21 protein-coding genes are annotated in these 21,582 nt (G+C 47.2%); 13 read left to right on the plus strand and 8 right to left on the minus strand.

The annotated features are described in order from the left end of the window. Positions 1–6 precede the first annotated feature (6 nt). Positions 7–1,746 (minus strand): GMC family oxidoreductase, encoded by a 1,740-nt coding sequence (locus tag VM802_RS13750; RefSeq protein ID WP_325531384.1) that lies wholly within the window; start codon positions 1,744–1,746, stop codon positions 7–9. Positions 1,747–1,830: 84 nt separating this feature from the next. Between VM802_RS13750 and VM802_RS13755 the strand changes: the two genes are divergently transcribed. Continuing rightward, complete coding sequence (locus VM802_RS13755; RefSeq protein ID WP_325531386.1) at positions 1,831–3,315, plus strand: gluconokinase; 1,485 nt, start codon at positions 1,831–1,833, stop codon at positions 3,313–3,315. Positions 3,316–3,344: 29 nt separating this feature from the next. On the opposite strand, the gene mutL is transcribed toward VM802_RS13755, so the two are convergent. Then, positions 3,345–5,249, minus strand: a complete 1,905-nt coding sequence (gene mutL, locus VM802_RS13760) for a DNA mismatch repair endonuclease MutL (protein ID WP_325531388.1) — start codon at positions 5,247–5,249, stop codon at positions 3,345–3,347. Positions 5,250–5,558: 309 nt separating this feature from the next. Between mutL and msrB the strand changes: the two genes are divergently transcribed. Together msrB and VM802_RS13770 are read left to right on the plus strand one after the other, a co-directional pair. Then, the gene (msrB, locus tag VM802_RS13765) at positions 5,559–6,038 is read left to right on the plus strand and encodes a peptide-methionine (R)-S-oxide reductase MsrB (RefSeq protein WP_325531390.1); all 480 of its coding nucleotides are present in this window, start codon (positions 5,559–5,561) and stop codon (positions 6,036–6,038) included. Positions 6,039–6,127: 89 nt separating this feature from the next. Continuing rightward, positions 6,128–7,144 (plus strand): SRPBCC family protein, encoded by a 1,017-nt coding sequence (locus VM802_RS13770; protein ID WP_325531392.1) that lies wholly within the window; start codon positions 6,128–6,130, stop codon positions 7,142–7,144. A 51-nt stretch (positions 7,145–7,195) separates the two neighbouring features. Here VM802_RS13770 and VM802_RS13775 read toward each other — a convergent pair whose 3' ends face one another. After that, positions 7,196–7,474 carry a YciI family protein gene (locus VM802_RS13775; RefSeq protein WP_325531393.1) on the minus strand — a complete coding sequence of 93 codons (279 nt, stop codon included), beginning with the start codon at positions 7,472–7,474 and terminating at the stop codon, positions 7,196–7,198. 249 nt (positions 7,475–7,723) lie between these two features. Between VM802_RS13775 and VM802_RS13780 the strand changes: the two genes are divergently transcribed. From VM802_RS13780 to VM802_RS13805, 6 genes are all read left to right on the plus strand, one after another. After that, complete coding sequence (locus VM802_RS13780; protein WP_325531395.1) at positions 7,724–9,529, plus strand: DUF4836 family protein; 1,806 nt, start codon at positions 7,724–7,726, stop codon at positions 9,527–9,529. A 111-nt stretch (positions 9,530–9,640) separates the two neighbouring features. Next, positions 9,641–10,291, plus strand: a complete 651-nt coding sequence (locus tag VM802_RS13785) for an ATP-binding cassette domain-containing protein (protein ID WP_325531397.1) — start codon at positions 9,641–9,643, stop codon at positions 10,289–10,291. An 11-nt stretch (positions 10,292–10,302) separates the two neighbouring features. Continuing rightward, positions 10,303–11,499, plus strand: a complete 1,197-nt coding sequence (locus VM802_RS13790; RefSeq protein ID WP_325531399.1) for a transporter — start codon at positions 10,303–10,305, stop codon at positions 11,497–11,499. Between the two features lie 57 nt (positions 11,500–11,556). Beyond that, the gene (locus VM802_RS13795; RefSeq protein ID WP_325531401.1) at positions 11,557–11,877 is read left to right on the plus strand and encodes a Dabb family protein; all 321 of its coding nucleotides are present in this window, start codon (positions 11,557–11,559) and stop codon (positions 11,875–11,877) included. 74 nt (positions 11,878–11,951) lie between these two features. After that, entirely contained in the window at positions 11,952–12,533 is a 582-nt protein-coding gene (locus VM802_RS13800) for a Crp/Fnr family transcriptional regulator (RefSeq protein WP_325531403.1), read from the plus strand. A gap of 198 nt (positions 12,534–12,731) precedes the next feature. Further along, positions 12,732–13,277 carry a cysteine hydrolase family protein gene (locus VM802_RS13805; protein ID WP_325531405.1) on the plus strand — a complete coding sequence of 182 codons (546 nt, stop codon included), beginning with the start codon at positions 12,732–12,734 and terminating at the stop codon, positions 13,275–13,277. 187 nt (positions 13,278–13,464) lie between these two features. On the opposite strand, the gene VM802_RS13810 is transcribed toward VM802_RS13805, so the two are convergent. Together VM802_RS13810 and VM802_RS13815 are read right to left on the minus strand one after the other, a co-directional pair. Next, positions 13,465–14,574, minus strand: a complete 1,110-nt coding sequence (locus VM802_RS13810) for a DUF2891 domain-containing protein (RefSeq protein WP_325531407.1) — start codon at positions 14,572–14,574, stop codon at positions 13,465–13,467. A gap of 16 nt (positions 14,575–14,590) precedes the next feature. Beyond that, positions 14,591–15,826 carry an NAD(P)/FAD-dependent oxidoreductase gene (locus VM802_RS13815; RefSeq protein ID WP_325531409.1) on the minus strand — a complete coding sequence of 412 codons (1,236 nt, stop codon included), beginning with the start codon at positions 15,824–15,826 and terminating at the stop codon, positions 14,591–14,593. Positions 15,827–15,959: 133 nt separating this feature from the next. Between VM802_RS13815 and VM802_RS13820 the strand changes: the two genes are divergently transcribed. The 4 genes from VM802_RS13820 to VM802_RS13835 all read left to right on the plus strand — a co-directional run bounded on the left by VM802_RS13820 (position 15,960) and on the right by VM802_RS13835 (position 18,826). Then, on the plus strand, positions 15,960–16,259 hold the full coding sequence (locus VM802_RS13820; RefSeq protein ID WP_325531411.1) for a YbaB/EbfC family nucleoid-associated protein: 300 nt from the start codon (positions 15,960–15,962) through the stop codon (positions 16,257–16,259). Between the two features lie 222 nt (positions 16,260–16,481). After that, entirely contained in the window at positions 16,482–17,708 is a 1,227-nt protein-coding gene (locus VM802_RS13825) for a PepSY-associated TM helix domain-containing protein (RefSeq protein WP_325531413.1), read from the plus strand. Positions 17,709–17,925: 217 nt separating this feature from the next. Further along, entirely contained in the window at positions 17,926–18,291 is a 366-nt protein-coding gene (locus VM802_RS13830; RefSeq protein ID WP_325531415.1) for a DUF7674 family protein, read from the plus strand. Continuing rightward, positions 18,278–18,826: a GNAT family N-acetyltransferase gene (locus tag VM802_RS13835; protein WP_325531417.1), complete on the plus strand. Its 549-nt coding sequence runs from the start codon at positions 18,278–18,280 to the stop codon at positions 18,824–18,826. The genes VM802_RS13830 and VM802_RS13835 overlap by 14 nt, the downstream gene beginning before the upstream one ends. A gap of 73 nt (positions 18,827–18,899) precedes the next feature. On the opposite strand, the gene VM802_RS13840 is transcribed toward VM802_RS13835, so the two are convergent. The 3 genes from VM802_RS13840 to VM802_RS13850 all read right to left on the minus strand — a co-directional run bounded on the left by VM802_RS13840 (position 18,900) and on the right by VM802_RS13850 (position 21,446). Next, positions 18,900–19,589, minus strand: a complete 690-nt coding sequence (locus tag VM802_RS13840) for a hypothetical protein (protein ID WP_325531418.1) — start codon at positions 19,587–19,589, stop codon at positions 18,900–18,902. A gap of 55 nt (positions 19,590–19,644) precedes the next feature. Next, positions 19,645–20,688, minus strand: coding sequence for a GTPase ObgE (gene obgE / locus VM802_RS13845; protein ID WP_325531420.1), 1,044 nt, complete (start codon positions 20,686–20,688; stop codon positions 19,645–19,647). Positions 20,689–20,858: 170 nt separating this feature from the next. After that, complete coding sequence (locus VM802_RS13850; RefSeq protein WP_325531422.1) at positions 20,859–21,446, minus strand: adenylate kinase; 588 nt, start codon at positions 21,444–21,446, stop codon at positions 20,859–20,861. Between the last annotated feature and the right edge of the window lie 136 nt (positions 21,447–21,582).

The raw sequence follows: 21,582 nt of genomic DNA on the forward strand, positions 1-21,582 counted from the left end.
TAGATTTTAAATGTTCTGTTTTTTCAGTTGATCAACGATGTATTCTGATGCCCGCATAGAAAGCGCGAGGATAGTCCAGGTTGGGTTTTTGTCAGCCTGCGATACAAATGCGCCGCCATCCACCACAAACAGGTTCTTTACATCGTGTGCCTGGTTGAATTTATTGAGAACGGACCTCTTAGGATCATCGCCCATACGTGTGGTACCTACCTCGTGAATGATACGACCCGGGTTTTCAAGCCCGTAGTTGGTATCAGCGCCGGGTTTGGTACCGCTGGGGATACCGCCCATTTCTGTAATGAGCTGTTCAAAAGTATCCTGCATGTGTTTGGCCTGTTTGATCTCATGATCGGTCCAGGTGTAGTTGAAGCGCAGAACGGGAATGCCGTACTTGTCTACTACATTGGGATCTATTTCGCAGTAGTTATTTTCCCGCGCAATACATTCGCCTCTTCCCGCAAATCCTATATGAGCGCCATAAAAGCGGCGATAGTCATCTTTAAGTGATTTACCATAACCACCAGCGTCTTTAGGTTTACCATCACGGCCCGGATACTTGCCGTTCATACGTTCCATGCTGAAGCCATAACCGTAGGAAGGCATATTCATACCGCCACCAAGTTCTATATGATAACCACGGGGAAAGTCCAGTTTCTTATTATCGAGCCACCAGGGAACGTATACGTGCATACCGCCAACGCCATCTTCATTGTAACGTTTACGATCCATCAGGAAGGGCAGAAAACCCGATCTGGATGCGCCAGTGGAGTCATGCAGGTATTTACCCACTACGCCGCTGGAGTTGGCAAGACCATTGGGATGTGCAGCAGATTTGGAATTGAGCAGCAACCTGGCTGATTCGCAGGCACTGGCAGCAAGTACCACTACTTTGGCATTGACAGAGTATTCCTGCATATCGCTTTTGTCGATATAGGCTACACCAGAGGCTTGGCCAGCCTTGTCTGTCAGAACTTCGCGCACCATTGCATTCGTGTAAAGGTCAACATGTCCGCTTTTCAAAGCAGGCTTTACCAGCACAGAAGAAGAGGAGAAGTCGCCGTATACGGTACATCCGCGGCTACACTGGCTGCAGTAGAAACATGGGCTACGGTCTTTGTTGACAGATCTGGTAAGGATAGATAAACGTGCAGGAATAACCGGTAATCCCATTTTTTTCCCGGCACGCATTACCATCAGTTCATGCAGCCTGGGTTTGGGAGGAGGAAGGAAGAAACCATCTGGTTCATTAGGCAGGTTTTCCCGGCTGCCGAATACCCCGATAAGTTTATCTACACGGTCGTAGTATGGCGCTACATCCTGGTAGCTGATTGGCCAGTCATCACCAAGACCATCATAGCTTTTGTGTTTGAAATCACGCTCTCCGAAGCGTAAGGAAATGCGTCCCCAGTGATTGGTACGGCCTCCCAGCATACGGGAACGGAACCAGTCGAATTCGGTGCCGCCCTTCTTCGTATATGGCTCACCGTTGATCTCCCATCCACCGTAGGCTGCATCGAAGTCGCCGAAAGGTCGGGTCGTACTGGCTCCTCTTCTGGGTGATTCATAAGGCCATTTCAGTTGGGTGGCCTGCTCCGGGTCGGCCGGATCATATTTAGGCCCTGCTTCCAGGAGGGCTACCTTGAGGCCTGCTTCAGATAACATTTTGGCTGCCATACCGCCACCGGCGCCGGAACCAACGATACATACATCATAAAGCTTAGCCTGTTTCTTAATTTCAAAAGCCATTTGCGTGGAAATTTTTAGACCATGATTTTATAAAGACCGGTTTTAAATCTATAAATTAAATACGGAAAATGGAAGGTTTTTTATATGAGCGACCAAACAACATTTATTATCGGAGTGGACATCGGTACAGGCAGTGCTAAAACGATTGGGCTTGGGCTCAACGGGAGCGTGATTGCAGGCTGTCAGACAGCATATGAAACAACTCATCCTGCTCCCGGATTCAGTGAGCAGGATCCCGCTATTTTACTGGCAGCCGTGAAGAACGGTATCCGGGAAGTGGTGGCAAAAGCCGGCCAGCCTCCGGCAGCCATCAGTTTCAGCTGCGCGATGCATAGCCTCATCGCCATGGACGCCGCAGGGCAACCACTCACACCAGCCATTATCTGGGCTGATAACCGCAGCGACGTAATCGCTACCACACTGCGCAATACCCAACAGGGAAAGGACATCTATCACCATACCGGAACCCCCGTACATGCCATGTCGCCGCTTTGCAAGATCCGCTGGCTGAAGCAACACCTGCCCGAAGTGTTTGCCCGCGCAGTCATGTTTGCAGGGATTAAAGAATATATACTCCACCATTTTTTCTGCAGATATGTAACGGATCATTCCATGGCCTCCGCCACCGGCATGTTTGACATTGCGCGGAAGGAATGGTATCCCGGCGCACTGGCATTTGCAGGCATCAGTACCGCACACCTACCCATACCCGTGCCGGTCACATTTGTACTTACTGATCTCAAACCAGCCATTGCCGCTGAACTGGGCATCCCGCCTGAAACCCCCTTTATTGTGGGTGGTAGCGACGGTTGTCTGGCGCAACTGGGCAGCCAGGCCCTCAACCCAGGGCACGCTACTCTTACTATCGGTACCAGCGGCGCAATGCGCATGGCCGGAAGCCAACCGCTCATTGATGCGGAAGGGCGTCTCTTCACCTACCTGCTGACGGACGATGTCTACATCACCGGCGGTGCTTCCAATAACGGTGGGGTGGTATTGCAGTGGCTGGTACGCGATTTTCTGCAACAGCCGCTGGCAAATCTCCCTTCATTGGTGGATGCTGCGTTGCAGACAGATGCCGGCCGACTGTTATGCATGCCTTATCTCCTGGGAGAGCGTGCTCCTGTATGGAACAGTCAGGCTACGGCGGCGTTTATTGGTATACAGGCTGGGCATACAGCGGCCCACTTTGTCCGTGCCACACTGGAAGGTATCTGCTTTGCGCTGCTGAGTATCAGGAAAGCGATGGAGGAAACATGTGGTCCTGTAAATGAAATTTCTGTAAGCGGTGGCTTTACCAGCTCCCGTGGCTGGGTACAGCTGCTGGCGGATATTTTTGGTCAGCCCATGCACCTGCGCCGGCAAAGTGATGCCTCCGTACTGGGTGCTATCATGCTGGCTGCTAAAGCCTTGAACCTGCCGCTGACTGTAGAAGCGGATAAGGAAGAGGGGACTATTTTTCAACCTGACTTGTCGAAGAAAGACGGGTATGAAAAAAAATTCCAGCAGTTCATATCTCTATATAAACTGCTGGATCAATATGATGCCGGCTTCCGTACACAAGGCTGAAATGTTGCCGGAAGCCGGTTATATCTTTGTTAGCCCCGGTCTCTTTCAAACATCCGGGCTAGGTCTGTAAGTTTAAATGAAATAAAGGTGAACTTCCCGCCGGGCGCCACATTGGGCATGCTGCAGGCAAAGAGCTCATCAATGATGTTCTGCATCTCGCGGGAGGAAAGCACTTTCCCCGCGGGAATGGCATTGTTGCGGGCCATGGAGCGGATTAATTGCTCACGGCGGTTCAGTTTCAGTTCACTGAAGTGCTTAAACTGTTCCAGCAGCCCTTCTATCGTAGCCTGGTCATTACCTCCCTGCAGGTCCGCCGGAGTGCCACGCACCACGAAAGTATTATTCCCAAAGGGCTCCAGCTCATATCCCAGGGACTGAAGCTCTGGCAGCATCTCCGTGATCATTACGGCATCGGCAGGCAGCAACTGCAATGATTGCGGGAACAGGCTTTGCTGCGTGGCGATAGGAGTTTCCTGTAGGGCGCGCATGTAACGTTCATAAAGAATGCGCTCATGCGCCGCATGCTGATCTATCAGGATAAAGCCTGATTTAATCTGCGATAAAATGTATTGCTGATGTACCTGTACCGGTACTTTCTGATCAGTAGGTGTATCCTGCCAGCGCTCATCAATAACGGAAGCGGTGGCATGCGGCTGGCTCTCATATGTGACAGCTGGTCGCGTTTCAGGCTCTTCTTCACTATAGGCGCTGACGGTATATTTTTCCTCCGGCGCAGCAGGCGTTTTTTCATACAGATCTTTCCAGTGGCGCAGGTTACTGCTGCTGGAACTTTTGTCGATCATATGCGCCTGGTTAGCCTGTGTGAAAGATTTATATAGTGGAGATTGGGTGGAATCTTCCTTTTGCTGTGCCGTAAAAGGTTTGCTGACCGCATCAAGTGACTGGATATTGGGGTCCAGATCAAAATCGAGGGTAGGCGTAACGCTGAACTGGGCCAGGGCATGTTTCACCGTGGCTTGTATGAAGGCGTACATTACCTTTTCGTCGTCAAACTTGATTTCCTGCTTCGTCGGATGTACGTTGATATCCACGTGCTCAGGATTTACATCAATGAATAACACATACAGCGGAAAGCTGTCTGCCGGGATAATGTCGGCAAAGGCGCTCATTACTGCATGATGCAGGTAAGGGCTCTTGATGAAACGGTTATTGACGAAGAAGAATTGGTCGCCACGTGTCTTTTTCGCCGTTTCCGGTTTCCCCACAAAACCGTATACATTCATGTAATCAGTGCTTTCCTTTACATTCACCAGCCTGGAGTTGTAATGCTGGCCAAGGATAGCCACAATGCGCTGTTTCAGAGAACCTTTCTCCAGGTAGAACAGTTGCTGGTTATTGCTTACCAGTGAGAACTGAAGCTGGGGGAACGCCATGGCTACCCGGATGAATTCATCCACAATATGCCGCATTTCAGCAGTATTGCTTTTGAGGAAGTTTCTGCGCGCCGGCACGTTGAAGAACAGGTTCTTCATGGCTATGTTGGTGCCTTCTGCAGTCTGGCAGGGTTCCTGTTTATTTACACGGCTGTTGTCGATTTCTATATAGGTGCCAAGGTCAACACCCTTTTTACGGGATTTGAGTTCAACCTGCGAAACGGCTGCAATGGATGCCAGCGCCTCACCCCGGAAGCCCATAGTTCGGATCTGGAAAAGGTCTTCTATTGACTGTATTTTCGAGGTTGCATGGCGTTCAAAACACATCCTGGCATCTGTTTCACTCATTCCGCCGCCGTTATCAATTACCTGTACTAATTCCTTGCCGGCATCTTTTATGATCAGCTGAATTTCCGTTGCACCTGCATCCACTGCATTCTCCAGTAATTCCTTTACCGCCGATGCCGGCCTTTGTATCACTTCGCCCGCAGCTATCTGATTCGCTATATTGTCTGGTAATAAATTGATGATATCCGCCACTTACTAGCCTTTTGGCGTAAAGTTAGTAATTTATATGGAGTTGCTGGCCGGTGATTATCAGCTGGTTTCAAACAAAATACCAACACTTTTGTAAATGCCGGGAGATATTAACAATCCATTAGGCCTATTCCTACGTAATTTTATAGAACGAAATTTTTTCTGGCTTATGACAGCATCACAACGACGGTGTTAATGCTAAGTTAACGATACAAATCTGCATATATGTACCTGCGGAATCTGATACTTTTGAGTTTCACTTTTTTAGTAACCAACTGTTCATACTCGCAAAACAGCGAAAAAAAGAAATCAATGGAAGAAAAAAAGAAGGGCGACTTTTATTCCCATTCGGATACCGGCAAAGTGAATAAAACGGAGGCGGAGTGGAAGGATATCCTCTCCAAAGACGTTTTTAACATTGCCAGAGAAAAAGGAACCGAGTGGGCGTTTACAGGGAAATACTGGAATAGTAAGGACAAAGGCACTTATTACTGTGCTGCATGCGGTAATCCGCTTTTTGTTTCCGATGCCAAATTTGAGAGCAGCTGCGGCTGGCCCAGTTTTTTTGAGCCGATCACAAAGGCAAGTGTAATCTACGCCCCCGACAATTCTCATGGCATGCACCGGACGGAAGTAATGTGTGGCCGCTGTAAGGCTCACCTGGGACATGTTTTCGATGACGGCCCCCCGCCTACAGGACTACGTTACTGCATTAACTCAGTGATCCTTGACTTTGAAAAAGCTAAGGAAGCAGATCAGCACTATAAAGAAAAAGAGAAAGGAAAGGAATAACCCGCCAACGACCCACAGTAATGCCAACGTTCCCCACGGGCTGGCACAATAAAAAAACGTATTTTTATTGTAATCAATCCCCGGGAGTTATGAAAGTATTAAAAGCACTCGCCTGGATCATAGGTATTCTCTTGCTTATTTTTATTGTACTCGTTTTTGCAGCACCCACCCGTATACATGTAGAACGCTCAGTAGAGGTTAACGCCCCGGCTTCTATGGTATGGGAAGATATTGTGAAATTCAACCGTTTCAATGAATGGAGCACCTGGCGGAAGATGGACTCTACTGCCAGGTATACTATTACCGGCGATGATGGCACCATTGGTGCTATTGACAGCTGGAAAGGGGAGAAGATCGGGGAAGGCCGGTTGCAGCATCTCGAACTGGACCCCTATAAAAGCATAAAACAGAAGCTCACCTTTATATCTCCATTCAGATCAGAGTCCGATGTTTTCTTCAGCCTGAATGAGGCCGCCGGGAAAACCAAGGTCATCTGGGGTTTTGACGCACACTATGGTCGCCCTCAAAATATAATGACCCTCTTTATGAAAGGCTCGCTGGAAAAGGATTTCGAACAAGGACTCAATAACCTTAAAAGCATGGCGGAGGCCGACAAGGATGGCCCCGGCACACCCAACGGCATCGATGTTACCGTAAAAGAAATGGACTTCCCCGCAACTACCTATGCAGCCATACGCCAGACTATTTCCATGAAAGACATTTCCGCATTCTATCGATCTAACCTTGGAAAAATCTATAAAGCAGCTACAGCAGCCAATTTACAGCCTGGCGTGCCTTGCGGGTTATTCTTCTCCTGGGACGAAAAAAAGCATCAGACCGATATGGCCGCTGCAATACCGGTACCCGAAGGAAGCACACTCGGCCCCGGCTTTGAAATTATTAAACTACCCGCATCCAAAGCTGCCTACGTGGATTATTATGGCCCATACGATAAAACAGCCAATGCACACGTTGCTTTACAACAGTTTGCAGCAAATAAGGGAAAGAAAATTGTGCCGCCCATGATGGAAATGTATGTGACAGATCCGGGCATAGAGAAGGACAGTAGCAAATGGCTGACTAAAGTCATTTACTTCATACAGTAATCAACAGTGTAAAATAATTAGGTGGAGATCGTTGGCGTAGTCTGTGACAGTCTATCTTGCAACAGGCGCTGACATAGCAGTAGGCTCAAACTCAATGATCTCATACAATGCCAGCTGGTGCCTTTCCAAAGGATCCTCGCTCATAATCTGTTCCACCTCTTTGCGGCTGGATGCCTGGCACACTATCAAAGACCCGGATTTGGGCTTCCTTCTGCCAGACATGATAAATTTGCCGCTGTCATAATACTTCTGCAGAAACGCTGTGTGCGCCTCCATGAAGTGCTCTATCGCCGCAACAGGACGGATGTACTGTAATAAAATCAGGAACATAACGGTTTTTCTATGGTTTTAAGTTTTAGTTTCATAGTAAGTAGCAAATTCATAGTCTTAGTTTAGTAGTAACGTTATTAGTAGCAAAGGTATTAACTATATCGATATAGATTTATTGTATACTCCCCACGAAAATTGGACATATAAGCTACAAAAATATACGTACTTTTGCGGGATTGAAATACCACGATAGTGGGAAAGTATGTCGTGTGTAACTCCAACGTTTAATTATTAATTTTTATATCTTTTATGAAAAGAACAATCTCCAAAGTTTTGTTAACCGCTGTTTCTGCAGCGGTGATACTGTCCGCCTGCTCTAAGGTACCGGATGAAAGTAAGCATATCCCTAAGACGGCCGGCGTAATTCTTGAGCTTAACGCAAAGGAAATCACCCAGAAACTGGTTACCAGTGGCCTTACTATGGATAAAGTTTTTACTTCTTTACAGAGCAAGGATACTGCCAATGAAGTAATGAAGAGCTGGAAAGATGCTGAAAATTCCGGTGTGGATCTGAAAGGCCACTTCTTCGCCTCTTTCATCTTCCAGGAAAAAAGATCCTACATCAGCCTTACCGGAAGCCTTCAGGATGCTGATAAATTTGAAGCATACCTGAAGAAAAATATTGCCGACTTCTCCCTGAAAACACAGAACGACTTCAAGTATATCTGGGAAAGCAAGGAAGGCGCAGTGATTGCCTGGAACAAAAACACCGTAATCTCTATCTATGGGTATGATACAGACAACCTGAACAAACTCCCGTCTGCTATCCCTGGTGTTCCCGGTGCACCCGGCCCGGACGACAGCGACGCTACTGAGGTTGCTGCAGACTCCGCAGCAGCTACTCCGGCCGCCCTCGTTACCGCCAGCAACGATGATGCCGCAAAGGAACTCGTAACAGAAGTGGATCACCTGTTCCACCTCAAAAAAGAAGAAACCGCCGGCTCTCTGGAACCTTTTGCTAAGCTGCTGAAAGAAAATTCAGACATGAGCGTATTCGTAAATCCGGAGGCTATCTATAACAGCGGACAGTTCACCATGATCCCTGCCAACTTCAAAAAACTGATGGATGGCGCCTTCTATACCGCTACCGTTAACTTCGAAAAAGGTAAAGTGGTAATGAACGGCAACTCCTATATGGGTAAAGAAATGGCCACTATCTATAAAAAATATGGCAAGAAAGAGATCGATATCGAATCGCTGAAAAAATACCCTTCAGAAAATGTTACCGGCTTTATCTCCTATGCGTTTGACCTGCACATGATCGCTGAGATCATTAAGTCAACCGGTATGGACGGCCTGGTGAATATGTTCCTGGCTAAATCCAGCCTCTCTCTTGACGATATTGTTAATGCATTCGACGGTCAATTCACCTATATCGCTTCCGACTTCGCCGTAACCAAAAAAGAATCTCCTTACTTCCCCGGAGAATTTAAGGACGAGCCTTCCGCTAAATGGATCTTTAATATGAAAGTGGGCAACAAAGATGCCTTCAACAAAGTGATGACCTCACCAATGTTGAAAGACATCTTTACCAAAGAAGGAGATCGTTATGTAATCAGCAGCCCCGCTGTCGCAGCAGGTGTACCACCTGTTTCCATTACTGAAAAGAATATCACAGTTGGTTCAGACAGTGTGCTGTTACAACAATACCTGGCTGGTAAAGGCAGCATCAAACTGCCTGAAGGCCTCGAGAGCAAAATCAAAGGCAGCATGCTGGGCGGTTATGCTGATCTCGAAAAAGTGATCAACACCATTCCTGCTGATAAGGCAGACAGCGATGAAGGAAAAGCCATGATGGCCAAAGTTAAAGGCCTGCTCAAGGACTTCACTATTGTCGGACAGCCTTACAGTGGTGATGTTCAACGCTCTGAAGCTGTACTCACCCTGAAAAACAAGGATGAAAACAGCCTCGTACAGCTGATCAACTTTGCTACCGAAATGTCTAAACTGGATCAGGCTAAAAAGGCAAAACAGAAAGCCGCTGAAGACAGCCTCTTCGCTGTTCCTGTAGATTCCGCCGCCGCTGCTGATGCAGTCGTAAGCCCTGCTCACTAAGCATACCAAAAACGATTTCAAAGGGCAGATGGATTGAATACCCTTCAATTCATCTGCCCTTTATCGTAAAATTAAACGCTATATTAGCGATCGTTAAACAGTAACCCGGTCATGCAAATTCAGCTCAATCACCTGCTGCCAATACCTCTTAAAGATAAGCTGCTGCAACGCGCTTCCGGTATCTGGAACCAGGATGTATCTTTTCAGCCAGGCAGCTTTGTGAAGATCAAAGCACCGTCAGGCACCGGCAAAACCACATTGGTCCATTATCTCTACAATATCAGACACGACTATACAGGGCAAATACTGATTAACAGGCAACCCTGGCAGTCGTACGACAAAAATGCACTGGCCACTATGCGCCAGCAGCAAATCAGTATCGTGTTTCAGGACCTCCGCCTGTTTGAGCAGCTCACAGCCCTCGAAAACATTTCCCTGAAACGGGTGATGCAACAGCAACCATATTGCAGTCAGGAAAAAGTGGAAGAGATGGCAGCCCGGCTGAATGTCACCCACGTCCTGCACCAGAGCGGCAAAACGCTTTCCTATGGCGAACGTCAGCGTATCGCTATCATCAGGGCCCTGGTACAGCCTTTTCAATGGCTGTTTATGGACGAGCCCTTCAGCCACCTGGATGAAGAAAATATCCAGCGCGCCGCCGCCCTCATCGCCGAAGAATGCAAAGCCCGTAATGCAGGCTTTATTTTAACAGACCTGGATAATGACCAGCACTTTCAGTATGATGTGCATTATCAGCTTTAATATTGTTTTTCATGCGCCCATTTTTTGATCTGCTTAAAAAAATAATACAGACCGGAGTTGGCAAAAGCCGCTTCCTGATGGCTTCCGTTGGGCTGGGTATTGCTATGTTGCTGATACTGGTAGCCATACAGGTGCACTCCAATTTTAATCAGCTGCTCTACAGCACCAAAAACCAAAATGAGACTGCTGATTTTCTCGTGATCAATAAAAAGATTACCAACGCTATTATGGGCCAGGCTGGCAAAAGCGCCTTTACCCCTGAAGAAATCGGGAATATCAAAAAGCAACCCTTCGTACAAGCGTTCGGGTTAATTACCTCCAGCCGCTATAAAGTAGTGGTACAGGCCCCCGGCGATCTGCACTTTGCCACCGAAATGTTTTTTGAGTCCGTACCCGATAGCTTTATTGATGTGAAAAATGATGAATGGAAATGGCAGCCTGGAGATCGTACTATCCCCATTGTCCTGCCGAGTGATTTCCTGAACCTTTATAACTTCGGATTCTCACTGAGCCAGGATCTGCCGCAGATCTCGCAGGAAACTGTCAAAGCCCTTCCCCTGCAGGTAAATATCTCCAATAACATCATCTCAGAACAATACATGGGACATGTTGTAGGATTCTCAGACAGGATTTCCTCTTTCCTGGTGCCCGCCAACTTTATGGAGTGGGCCAACGAAAAGTATGGTACATCCAGAGAAGCACCTACCTCCCGGATAATCATCAAAACTCCGGACCCTTCAAGTCCGTCACTGGTGAAGTTCCTGGAAGACAATGGCTATACCACCAACCAGGACAAGCTGAAGTTCAGTAAAACCCGGATGATCGTACAGACAATTGTATCTGTTGTTGGATTTTTTGGATTGATACTGCTGCTGTTTGCTATGCTGGTTTTCAGTATGTTCATTCAGCTGGTGATAGCCTCCTGCAAACGGGAAATACAACTACTGGTGATGCTGGGTACCGCCCCGGCCCAGCTGAGGCGCTATCTGCTCCGTCAGTTTGTGCCGCTATATGTCATTATTGGTATCGTTTCATTGTTGCTGGTATCTGGTCTGCAATACTGGGCCGCAGCGGTGTTGGCACAGCATGAGATGATCGTCAGTCACTGGCCTGGTGTCCCTGTATTTGCCGGTATTGTGCTGGTATTGGCCCTGGTATATGCGGTAAATCTATATACAGTAAATAAATATGTGAACAGGGAAGCCTGAGGGCATTTGTTTTTCCAGAAATGAGTTCTTAATTTAAAAGACCTAAACTGTAAGAACATGAAGCCCTTGGATAAAAAATTTGTGCACGTAGTTAATTTCTATCTCAAACCCGGGCTGTCCGCTGATGACGTAAGAAGGTTTGAGGCCGGCGTAACCAGCCTGCACACTATCGACGAGATAAAGATCTTCAACGTAGGGAAACCTGCAGAGACCTTTCGCCCGGTAATAGACAAAAGCTACAGCTATAACTTGATTTGCGTGTTTGATAATATGGACGCGCACGACAAATATCAGGTACACCCGGTGCACCTGAATTTCGTGGAAAACTGTAAACAGTACTGGGAGAAAGTTGTCATCTTTGATGCCGAAACGATCTGATAACGAAACAATAAGAAGAAAAGGCCGTTTCTTTTGAGACGGCCTTTTCCTTTTCAGTCGAATAAAAACATGCAATGAATGACCACACCCTGATATTGGAAAACGTTGGTAAGCATATTTCTCTTTCTGAGGAAGAGAAAGACTATTTCGTGTCGCTGTTGTACGCAAAAGACTTTCAAAGGAAAGAGTACCTGCAGCGGGAAGGCAGTAATTCCAACCATTTCACCTTTATCACCCAGGGATGTGTGAAAAGTTATCTCCTGGATAAAAGAGGAGAAGAACGCATATTGACCATCGCGCCGGTGGATTGGTGGGTGGTGGATTATATGAGTTTTGTCTTCGAAAAACCCGGAAACCTGTTTATTCAAGCTATTGCAGATACCAGCACGCTTGTACTCACAAAAGAGAAACGACAGGACCTGCTCAGAAAAGTACCCCAGTTTGAACAGTACTTCAGGGTCCTTACTGAAAGGGCTTTCGCCGTGAGCCAGCAACGCATCACTGACATCCTAAGCCTGACTGCTGCGGAGCGTTTCGAGAAATTCTGCATCCAGTATCCCTCTCTTACCGGCACCCTCTCACAACAACAGATCGCTTCTTTCATCGGCGTTACGCCTGCCTTTCTCAGCAGGATGTTGAAATCAAAACGCAAATAACACTTTATGGGATACTGACATTACAATTGACCTAGGTCAATCATAATGTGTTGTGTTGTCGTAACCTTTGCGTTGGGATACAGCATTCCCATGTTTAACTAAACCATATTTCATATGAGAGTTTTGATTTCATTAATCGTCTTAGTCACCTTTTTTGCACAGGGTGTTTTTGCAAAATCCACTATTAAACAAAGAAAAATGAAGAAAGAAGCATTAATTATCATCGATGTTCAGAACGACTACTTCAAAGGAGGTAAAATGGAGCTGGTAAATCCAGAGGGCGCTGCGGATAATATCCGTAGAGTGCTGGAAAGGAGCCGTCAAAAAAATATTCCGGTGATCTACATTAAACATGTTGCTACAGATCCTGCCGCCGGATTTCTGGTGGTAAACACGCCGGGCATTGAAATTAACCAGAAAGTGGCGCCGGTAGCAGGAGAAAAGATAATCACCAAACAATACCCCAACAGCTTCAGGGAGACAGAGTTGCAGGAGTATCTTCAAAAAAATGGCATTACAGACCTCACCATTACCGGCATGATGACACATGCATGCGTAGATGCTACTACCAGGGCAGCCAAGGATTTGGGTTACAATTGTACAGTCATCGCTGATGCTTGCGCCACAAGAGACCTGGAGGTTAACGGTGAAAAGGTGGATGCATTACAGGTACAAAAAGCACTGATGGGGGCATTGGCGTTTTATTATGCTGCCGTGGTAACAACAGATCAGTTTCTCAATTAAGATACTCCCGGTCATCCCCCGGTCATCCTCCGGTCAAAGGCCTGTTAAAAGCGCACTTTTGCTTTTTTGACTGCGCCGCTTTTGACCATAATGGTTGGGTAATTCAATTTATCAAGGGCTTGCCCTTCTTTCACAATAGCGGCTGATCTTTTTGGGTCAGCCGCTATTGTGAAAGATCAATAAGTTATTACTGTTTTTCTGCGGTGAGAAGGTATACGGCAAATGATGCAAGCCAGTGCTCGCCCATATAATCTCCGCTGGCCACTTGGTGAAATGACGTAGCAAGATGCTTGTCAGCTAATGCTTGTATAGCTACTTGGTTTTTACCGCCGTGCCGGGCAATGGCTTCAAGGCACCACGCCCTGCTCAGATTAAGGCCATCGAGGTGCACCAGCTTCCCGTCGCTGCGATCCTTTACCTGTCCGGGTTGCAGGATCGTAATAGGAGACTTGAACAGACCAGGTAGAAAAGCGTATAGCCACGAGCGGTATTCCTTTTCGGGAAGTATGCGACGCATCAGGTCAGCCTCTTCGAGGCTGGGAGAGAGAAAGTCGTAACCTCCTGGCTCCCAGGATACTGGCGCGTTCTTATCCGCTGCATAAAAGCGGAGCGCGGTTTTACGGATAGCATCGCGGAGCGCAGTATCGTTGGTTGTTTGAGCGTAATCCCATGCGAGGCACAGACCAAAGGCCAGGTTGGTGTGCTCGCCCACGCGGATAGGATACATAATCTTACCCAGAAAGTCGATATATGATTTGGAAAACAGCGTTGCCAGTGGTTGTATGTTTTGGCTCAACTCCTTGCCCAGCGGATCATTCCAGGTGAGTAACTCGCGTTGTAGTTGCAGCAGCCAGCTCCAGCCATAGATGCGTTCAAAGCTCTTGTTATCCTTGCTGCTGAATAGTTTCAGCTCGGTATTGATATTGGCAGCTGAAAGATGTTCCGCAAGTTTGGTACGGATAAGACCTGCCTTCTCCATATCAGGAAACATTTTCAGCAGGCGTACCAGCATCCAGTGGCCATGCACGCTGCTATGCCAGTCAAAGCAGCCGTAGAAGGCAGGATGATAATTCACCGGTGCTGTGAGTAGTGAGCTGTCGGTGAAAACAACCCCCGTCTTATATGGAAACGGCTGGTCCAGGCATTTCAGCGGCAGTCCTGCAAGCTGGTCTGCTATTTTCGCATTCATGGAGATACGGGATGCCCCTGCTTCTCCGCTGGTTGTATGGCTGGCCTGCTGCGCACTCAGCGCGGCAGGAAAGAATAAAAGAACGGCTAATCTGTTTAAATATCTCACAGGAAGAAAATTATAACTACCGGTTAAATAACAGTTTTACATAAAACATCGGCTTGCCCAGTTTCTTACGAAGGTCAACCTCGTGGAACATGCACGACATAAGTTCTTTTAGCTGTCTGTTGCGGGAGCCCATTTTCATCAGCATGTTAAAGAGCCAGGGATATTTGATGAGCTTTTGCAGTTTCGTGCTCACCTGCAGTTCTGGTCCAAGGATGCGGTATACGTTTTCATCGTAGGCATCCAAAAAACGGTCTGAGTAATCATTGGCTTCAATAGCCGCTGCCGCTTGCTGAGCGGCTATTCTGCCGGAGTACAGCGCATTGCCTATACCTTCCCCGGTGAATGGGTCAATGAGGTAGCCGGCATCGCCGATGAGCATATAGCGCTCACCGTGCAGCTTCCTTTTCTTACTGCCTAACGGAAGTCCATAGCCATCGATGCTGCCTACCAGTTCCGCATTTTGAAAGCGATCTTTCATGGTGGGGTCTGTAGCAATAGTATCCAACATCAGTTTTTTCAGATTTACCTTTTTATTTCTGGCAGTATTGCTGAGCATACCTACGCCCACGTTAGCTTCTCCATTTGGCAACGGGAAGATCCAGAGATAGCCGGGCAGCATATTCTTCAGGAAGTGAAGTTCTATAAAACTGTCGGGATGCAGGCCGCTGATACCTTTATAATAGGCTCTGATACCAGCTACATAATGCTCCGGTTCCATTTTGATACCGGCTACATCCTTAGTGAAGGAAGAATGCGCGCCATTGGCGACCAATACTATCTGCGCCTTCACCTGGAAGGAACCGTCGTTATTGGAAAGATAATATCCGTCTTCCTCCAGCCGGTATTTGTCTATACTAACGCCTTCGAATAAACGAATTTCGGAACGACGTTTGAGCTCATCCACCAGGAAGTTATCGAAGTCGATGCGCTTGCATACAAATCCGCGGGGATCATTTTTTTGTTTCTGGTAGTCGGGTTTGTAAGGAATATCCATCCCGATGCGGTTGGGGGCTACGAAGGTCACGCCCCAGCTATCCATTTTAAAGGCGGCTTTCTGTAGGCGCTCGCCAATGCCTTTGTCTATCCTTTCCAGGATGGTGAGTACTTTTCCGCTGAGTCCATCGCCACACACTTTATCTCTCGGAAATACAGCTTTATCCACTACGATACATTCAATGCCGAGTTGAGCCAGTTGTAATGCCGCGCAGGCACCACCAGGACCGGCACCAATGATACAAACTTTAGTTTCCATTATTTCTTAATGCTTATACGTGCGGTAAGATACGGAATTGTTGGCTGTAGAGGTACCGGAGAGGAAAATAATCGACACAGAACCAACATGGTAATCGCTATATTTGCGGTTCGTACAAAAAAATTCCGGAAATATGTTTGATCTATTTGGAAAGCTGACTCAGATCCAGCAAAAAATGAAAGAAGGAAAAGAGCGTTTGGCAAATGTAACCCTGGAAGGGGAAGCGGCTGATGGCGCCGTGAAAGTATCTGTAGATGGCAACCGTCAGGTAAAGAGCATCGATGTGGCATCCCACCTGCTTACAGCAGATAACAAGGAAGAACTGGAAGATCTGCTGATCACCGCCCTGAACCGTGCCCTGAAGAGTGCTGAAGGTGCATGGGAAGCTGAAATGAAGAATGCTGCCGGCGGCATGCTGGGCAACCTGTTATAATATGGTGATTTCGGAATTATGTGAATTTCTGAATTGGTTAATGAGGAAGATAAACATGGGTGTAACACTACTTTATCTCTCTGGTATTTAAAATTCTGACATTCCCATGGTTCCGAAATTTCTGAATCCCCCCAAAAATTTCGCATTGCGTAAATCTTTTTCCGGTTTCGTACTTATATTTCCCGGTTGGGATCGTTTCTTTGCCCCTTCGATCAACCCGATATGAAAGTATTTTTCCGCCGCATACATTTATATCTTGGCCTGGCCGCAGGTCTTGTTATAACCGTCAGTTGTCTTACCGGTGCCTTGCTGGTATTCGAAAAGGAGCTGACGGAAGCATTTAATCGTGACCGTTACTTTGTGCAGCAAATGGGCCGGCGCCTAACCCTGGACGAAATAGCTGCAAATGTAAAGCAGCAGGTGCCTGGCGCCAATATTACCCGCATTCAGGTGTTTTCAGATCCGTCTCGTACAATGGCAGTAGGCCTGGAAGAAGGAAAGAAAGGTGGGAAAAAGAAAGAAGACCATGAAGGCGAAAGCAAAGATCGTAAAGAGAAAAATGCCGCCGGAGCGAAGCCGTCGCCCCGGAAAGAGAAAGGCCGCACAGCCTTTGTAAATCCCTACACAGGTAAAGTCATAGCCCTTTTCAGCTACCAGGAAACATTCTATTATAAGATATTCTCCTTACATCGCAGGCTGCTGGCCGGTTCTACGGGAAAGGTGATTGTGGGGATCAGCACCTTCATCTTTTTATTCATCCTCATCACTGGTATCGTTCTCTGGTGGCCTAAAACACGTAATATTTTCAAACAACGGATCAAAGTGAAATGGGATGGAGGCTGGAAACGTCTTAATCACGATATGCATATTGTACTGGGGTTTTATGCGTCCATCTTCTTATTCGTTTCGGCGTTCACTGGTCTTACCTGGTCGTTCGAATGGTTCAGTAAAGGAATGTATGCCGCCTTACGTACTTCTCCCAAGGCAACAGAAGCCCCTGCTTCCGCTGCTGAAGCGGCGCCGGGCACTGCTGCGATCTCTTATGAAGGGGCACTGGCCCTGGTGAAGCAGCAGGCGCCGGACGCCATTTATTATTCCCTGTCAGCCCCGAAAGATTCCACAGCATCTTTTATGGTGACATTGCTTCCTGCTGGTATCACGCATGAAGGCGCCACTACCAGCTATTACCTGGACCAGTTTACAGGTAAGGTGCTGTTGTCGCAGACGTTTGCCCAGAAAAATCTTGGGCAGCAGATCCGCAGCACTATCAAACCGTTGCATACAGGCGCAATCTTCGGAACGCCTTCAAAGATATTTGCATTGGTACTTGCCTTGCTGGGCGCCACTTTCCCGGTTACCGGCACCATCCTCTGGATCAACAGGACCCGCAAGAAGACGAAGAGCGCAAGAAACAGACAAAGCCTGTCGCCTGCTGTAGCAACGGCATAAATCAGCATTTAAGATATTGACATAAAGACGATTACGACCGTGATCGTCTTTTTTATTTTCAAAAACTGAAAAAACCTTTCAGAAACGGAAGGCTTTATGGTTAGCCTGATGAAGAAGCGGTTGTCCCCAGCCCCTGTGAATACTGCATTTTGCACTTCTTTAACCTAATATGGAATAAGGTTTGGCATATCTCTCATATTATTAACAATGCACAGCCATGATTAATCAATATGAAGTGCCGGCCTATATTGAAGACAATATACCGGCACTCAGAAAAGCGCTACATCAGTTTCCGGCCATATTTCATATATACGAAACCGTTAGTTGTCTAGGTGAATACACCGGAAAGCAGCTGCGGGAACAGAACTTCCCGGTGGCTGAAAAGTGTCTGAAACTCGCCGGCAAACTTTATGAGCGGGGCAACGAAGTGGTGAAAAGCGCCATCACCCGTGTGTTCCTGCCTGCTTTATGCCAAGTGCCCGTAGGCGACACGGTAAGCAGGATCAGGATCTACTCCCTGATACCAGATGCCATTTATAGTCTTTATATACAACAACAATTAAGTAACGATGGAAACAGATGAAGATATAGTCGTCAGAATTGCCACTCCTTTTGATGTTGATTTTGCCCTGCCTATTGCGGCAGAAATGGAAGCCTCAGCAATAGCGAGAGGTACCGGTATTGCAAAACGCGATCCCATGGCGATCAGGGCAAAGATCCTGCAAGGGAACGCCGTAATTGCATTTACCCAAAGCGGTGTCTGGGCCGGGTTTTCCTATATCCAGTCTTACGACAATGACCGCTTCGTGTCCAACAGTGGTTTGATTGTAGCGCCACCTTATCGTGGAATGAAAGTAGCTGCAGCTATCAAACAGAAGATTTTTGAATTAAGCCGAAAACTATACCCGGCGGCCAGCATCTTCAGTATCACTACCGGTCTGGCAGTGATGAAACTGAACAGTAAGCTGGGCTTTGAGCCGGTTACTTACAATGAAATAACACATGATGCCCATTTCTGGGACGGATGTAAAAGTTGCATTAACTATCCTATCCTGGCGGCAAAGAATTACAGAAACTGTTTATGTACAGCAATGTTATTCAACCCGTCAGCACAATAAAAACCCTCTGTTCTGTTAAGCACAGTGTATCAGTTCAAACCGGCGCTGCTTCTGCATTGCCGGTTTTTAATTTTCACATCACCTCTATAATGAGCAACTTACTGGTTTTGATGGAAGAGTTTTTCCTGATAGTGTTAACTTTCAGGTAGTAGCTACTGATGACGGCGTGTGGAAGCGTATCCTGTCCTGCTATGCGTGCATATACCTCCTTGCCGAGAAATTTCTTAACGTAGGCATGCAGCGTGGCAATGCTTACTATGGGGAACATGCGGCGTTCTTCAGGAGTATATTTTCTGCAGATAAAGAAATTGCTGGCTTCGGCTTGCAGCGACTCCCAACCGGAACGGTGGTGTTTCCATTGTTTCAGGGGATAGTTACCTGCTACAAGGCTGGTTTCATAGCTTTGCCAGACGTTTATCTTTTCAGCGTCATTGGTAGTAACAGTCAGCATTTGCCCTTCCAGCGAATGCCCTGGTTGAAGAGTGAGATAGACAGTATCTGGATGGAGTTCAAAGTTGTTGCGCGCATCATCGGGAACAATCCAGTCAAGCGATAGATAGCAACCACCAAAACGAATATACGTAGTAGAGTCTCTGCTTGCTACGGATACTTCGTTGGAGGCAACTTTCATAAGTGGCTGGTCTGACGGGGCAACCAGCAACATTGTATCGATTTGCACCTGCCTTTCCTTATGCGGAGGCATGGTTTGTCGGCATGCCAGCAGTGTCAGTGCAGACGCTGCTCCTAAAAAAAGTGTTTTCATGGTATGCGGGATCCTGTAAAAACGGCGATTACGTTATCCTCCGCACCTGCGTTGGCTACTCCGGATCGGCAACGTCATTAGCTTCAGCTGTATTTACCTCGTTGTTTTTGTCGGTAAGTGCAGTCCAGAGCATGTCTTTCAGTTCAGTAAGCCCTTGTTGGGTAACAGAGGAAATGAATACGTGTGGTACACCTTTCGGAAGTTCCTCTGCTATAGCGGCTTTCAATTCATCGTCCAGCATGTCGCTTTTGCTGATGGCCAGCAAAAACTGTTTGTCCAGCAGTTCGGGATTATATTGTTCCAGCTCATTTACCAGTACCTCAAATTCCCTGCGGTGATCGGGACTATCGGCCGGAATGAGAAATAATAATACGGCGTTTCTTTCAATATGTCTGAGGAAGCGATGTCCCAGTCCTTTCCCTTCATGTGCTCCTTCGATAATTCCCGGGAGATCGGCCATACAGAACGACATGTTATCACGGTATGCTACCATGCCCAGTTGGGGCGTGAGCGTGGTGAATGCATAGTCTGCCACTTTAGGCTTAGCGGCAGTAATAGTAGAGAGGAGCGTGGATTTTCCTGCATTCGGGAACCCTACAAGACCAACGTCTGCCAGTACTTTCAGTTCTACTACTTTCCAGCCTTCGATACCTGGCATGCCTGGTTGCGCATACTCAGGAGTCTGGTTAGTGGGGGATTTGAAGTAGGCGTTGCCGCGGCCACCCTGACCACCCGGCATCCAGATCACTTCCTGCCCGTCGTGTAGAATCTCAGCTTCTACCTCGCCGGTTTCCTCGTCTCTGGCCTGTGTGCCAAGCGGTACTTCTATGATAATATCCTTTCCGAAACGCCCCGTACAGTTGTCGCCACTACCATTTTCACCATCTTCCGCAAGCAGGTTTTTGTGCCAGCGCAGATGCAGCAGTGTCCACAATTGTGAGTTGCCTCTTAATATAACGTGTCCGCCTCTGCCTCCGTCGCCTCCGTCCGGACCGGCTTGTGCATTGAATTTGGTACGCATGAAATGCATACTTCCTGCTCCGCCTTTGCCGGATTTACAATATACACGGATATAATCTACGAAGTTCGCTTTTTCCACTGGTCTCAGATTTTAACAAGTTTGCCGTGTCACCGGCCTAAAAAATAAACGCAAAGATCGTTAAGTTTAAGCGAATTAGCACAATGAATGTGCTTTAAGCTGAAACTTATTAATCTTTGCGTATATGAATGAAGGTGTTAAAACCGTACTGTATGCGGATAAACGGGTAATTATACCTTTTCGGCCACCAGGTCGTTGATCTCCCTGCAAAGCAGTTCGAATACTTCTTCTTCAGTGCCATCACCCTTTACTTTCTTCACTTTACCGTACTTAGCATAGTGATCAGCCACAGGAGCGGTTTTGTTATGGTATTCTACCAGACGGGCTTTTACCACCTCTTCGTTGGCATCGTCTTTACGGCCAGAGGTCAGGCCTCGGTTCAGCAAGCGCCTTACCAGTTCGTCTTCAGGTACATCCAGGGATAAGACAAGTGACAGGGAGGTTTTCTTCAGTGCCAGGAGTTTGTCCAGCGCCTCTGCCTGCGCAGTAGTGCGCGGGAAACCGTCAAAAATGAAACCCCGTGCCTCAGGGTTTGCATCCAGTTTAGAGCCGATCATACCTATCACCACTTCATCAGGAACCAGCAAACCCTGATCCATAAACTTGGTGGCTTCCAGACCCAACGGGGTTTTACTGCCTATCTCATTACGCAGCAAGTCGCCGGTAGACAGGTGTATAAGCCCGTACTTTTCAATAATCTTAGCACTCTGTGTACCCTTACCGCTACCGGGAGGGCCAAATAAAATGAGATTGACCATGATAATTTAAAATCTACTTTACTCGCAAGGCTGCAAATATAACAAACAGTTGAATGTATTGGCAATTAAAATTGCGATTGGTTAAATAATATGAAATATTTCGACAAAATAGTAAACGTAATTTAAGTTTTATAGA

This window comes from Chitinophaga sp., from assembly GCF_035538455.1.
Lineage (GTDB): Bacteria > Bacteroidota > Bacteroidia > Chitinophagales > Chitinophagaceae > Chitinophaga.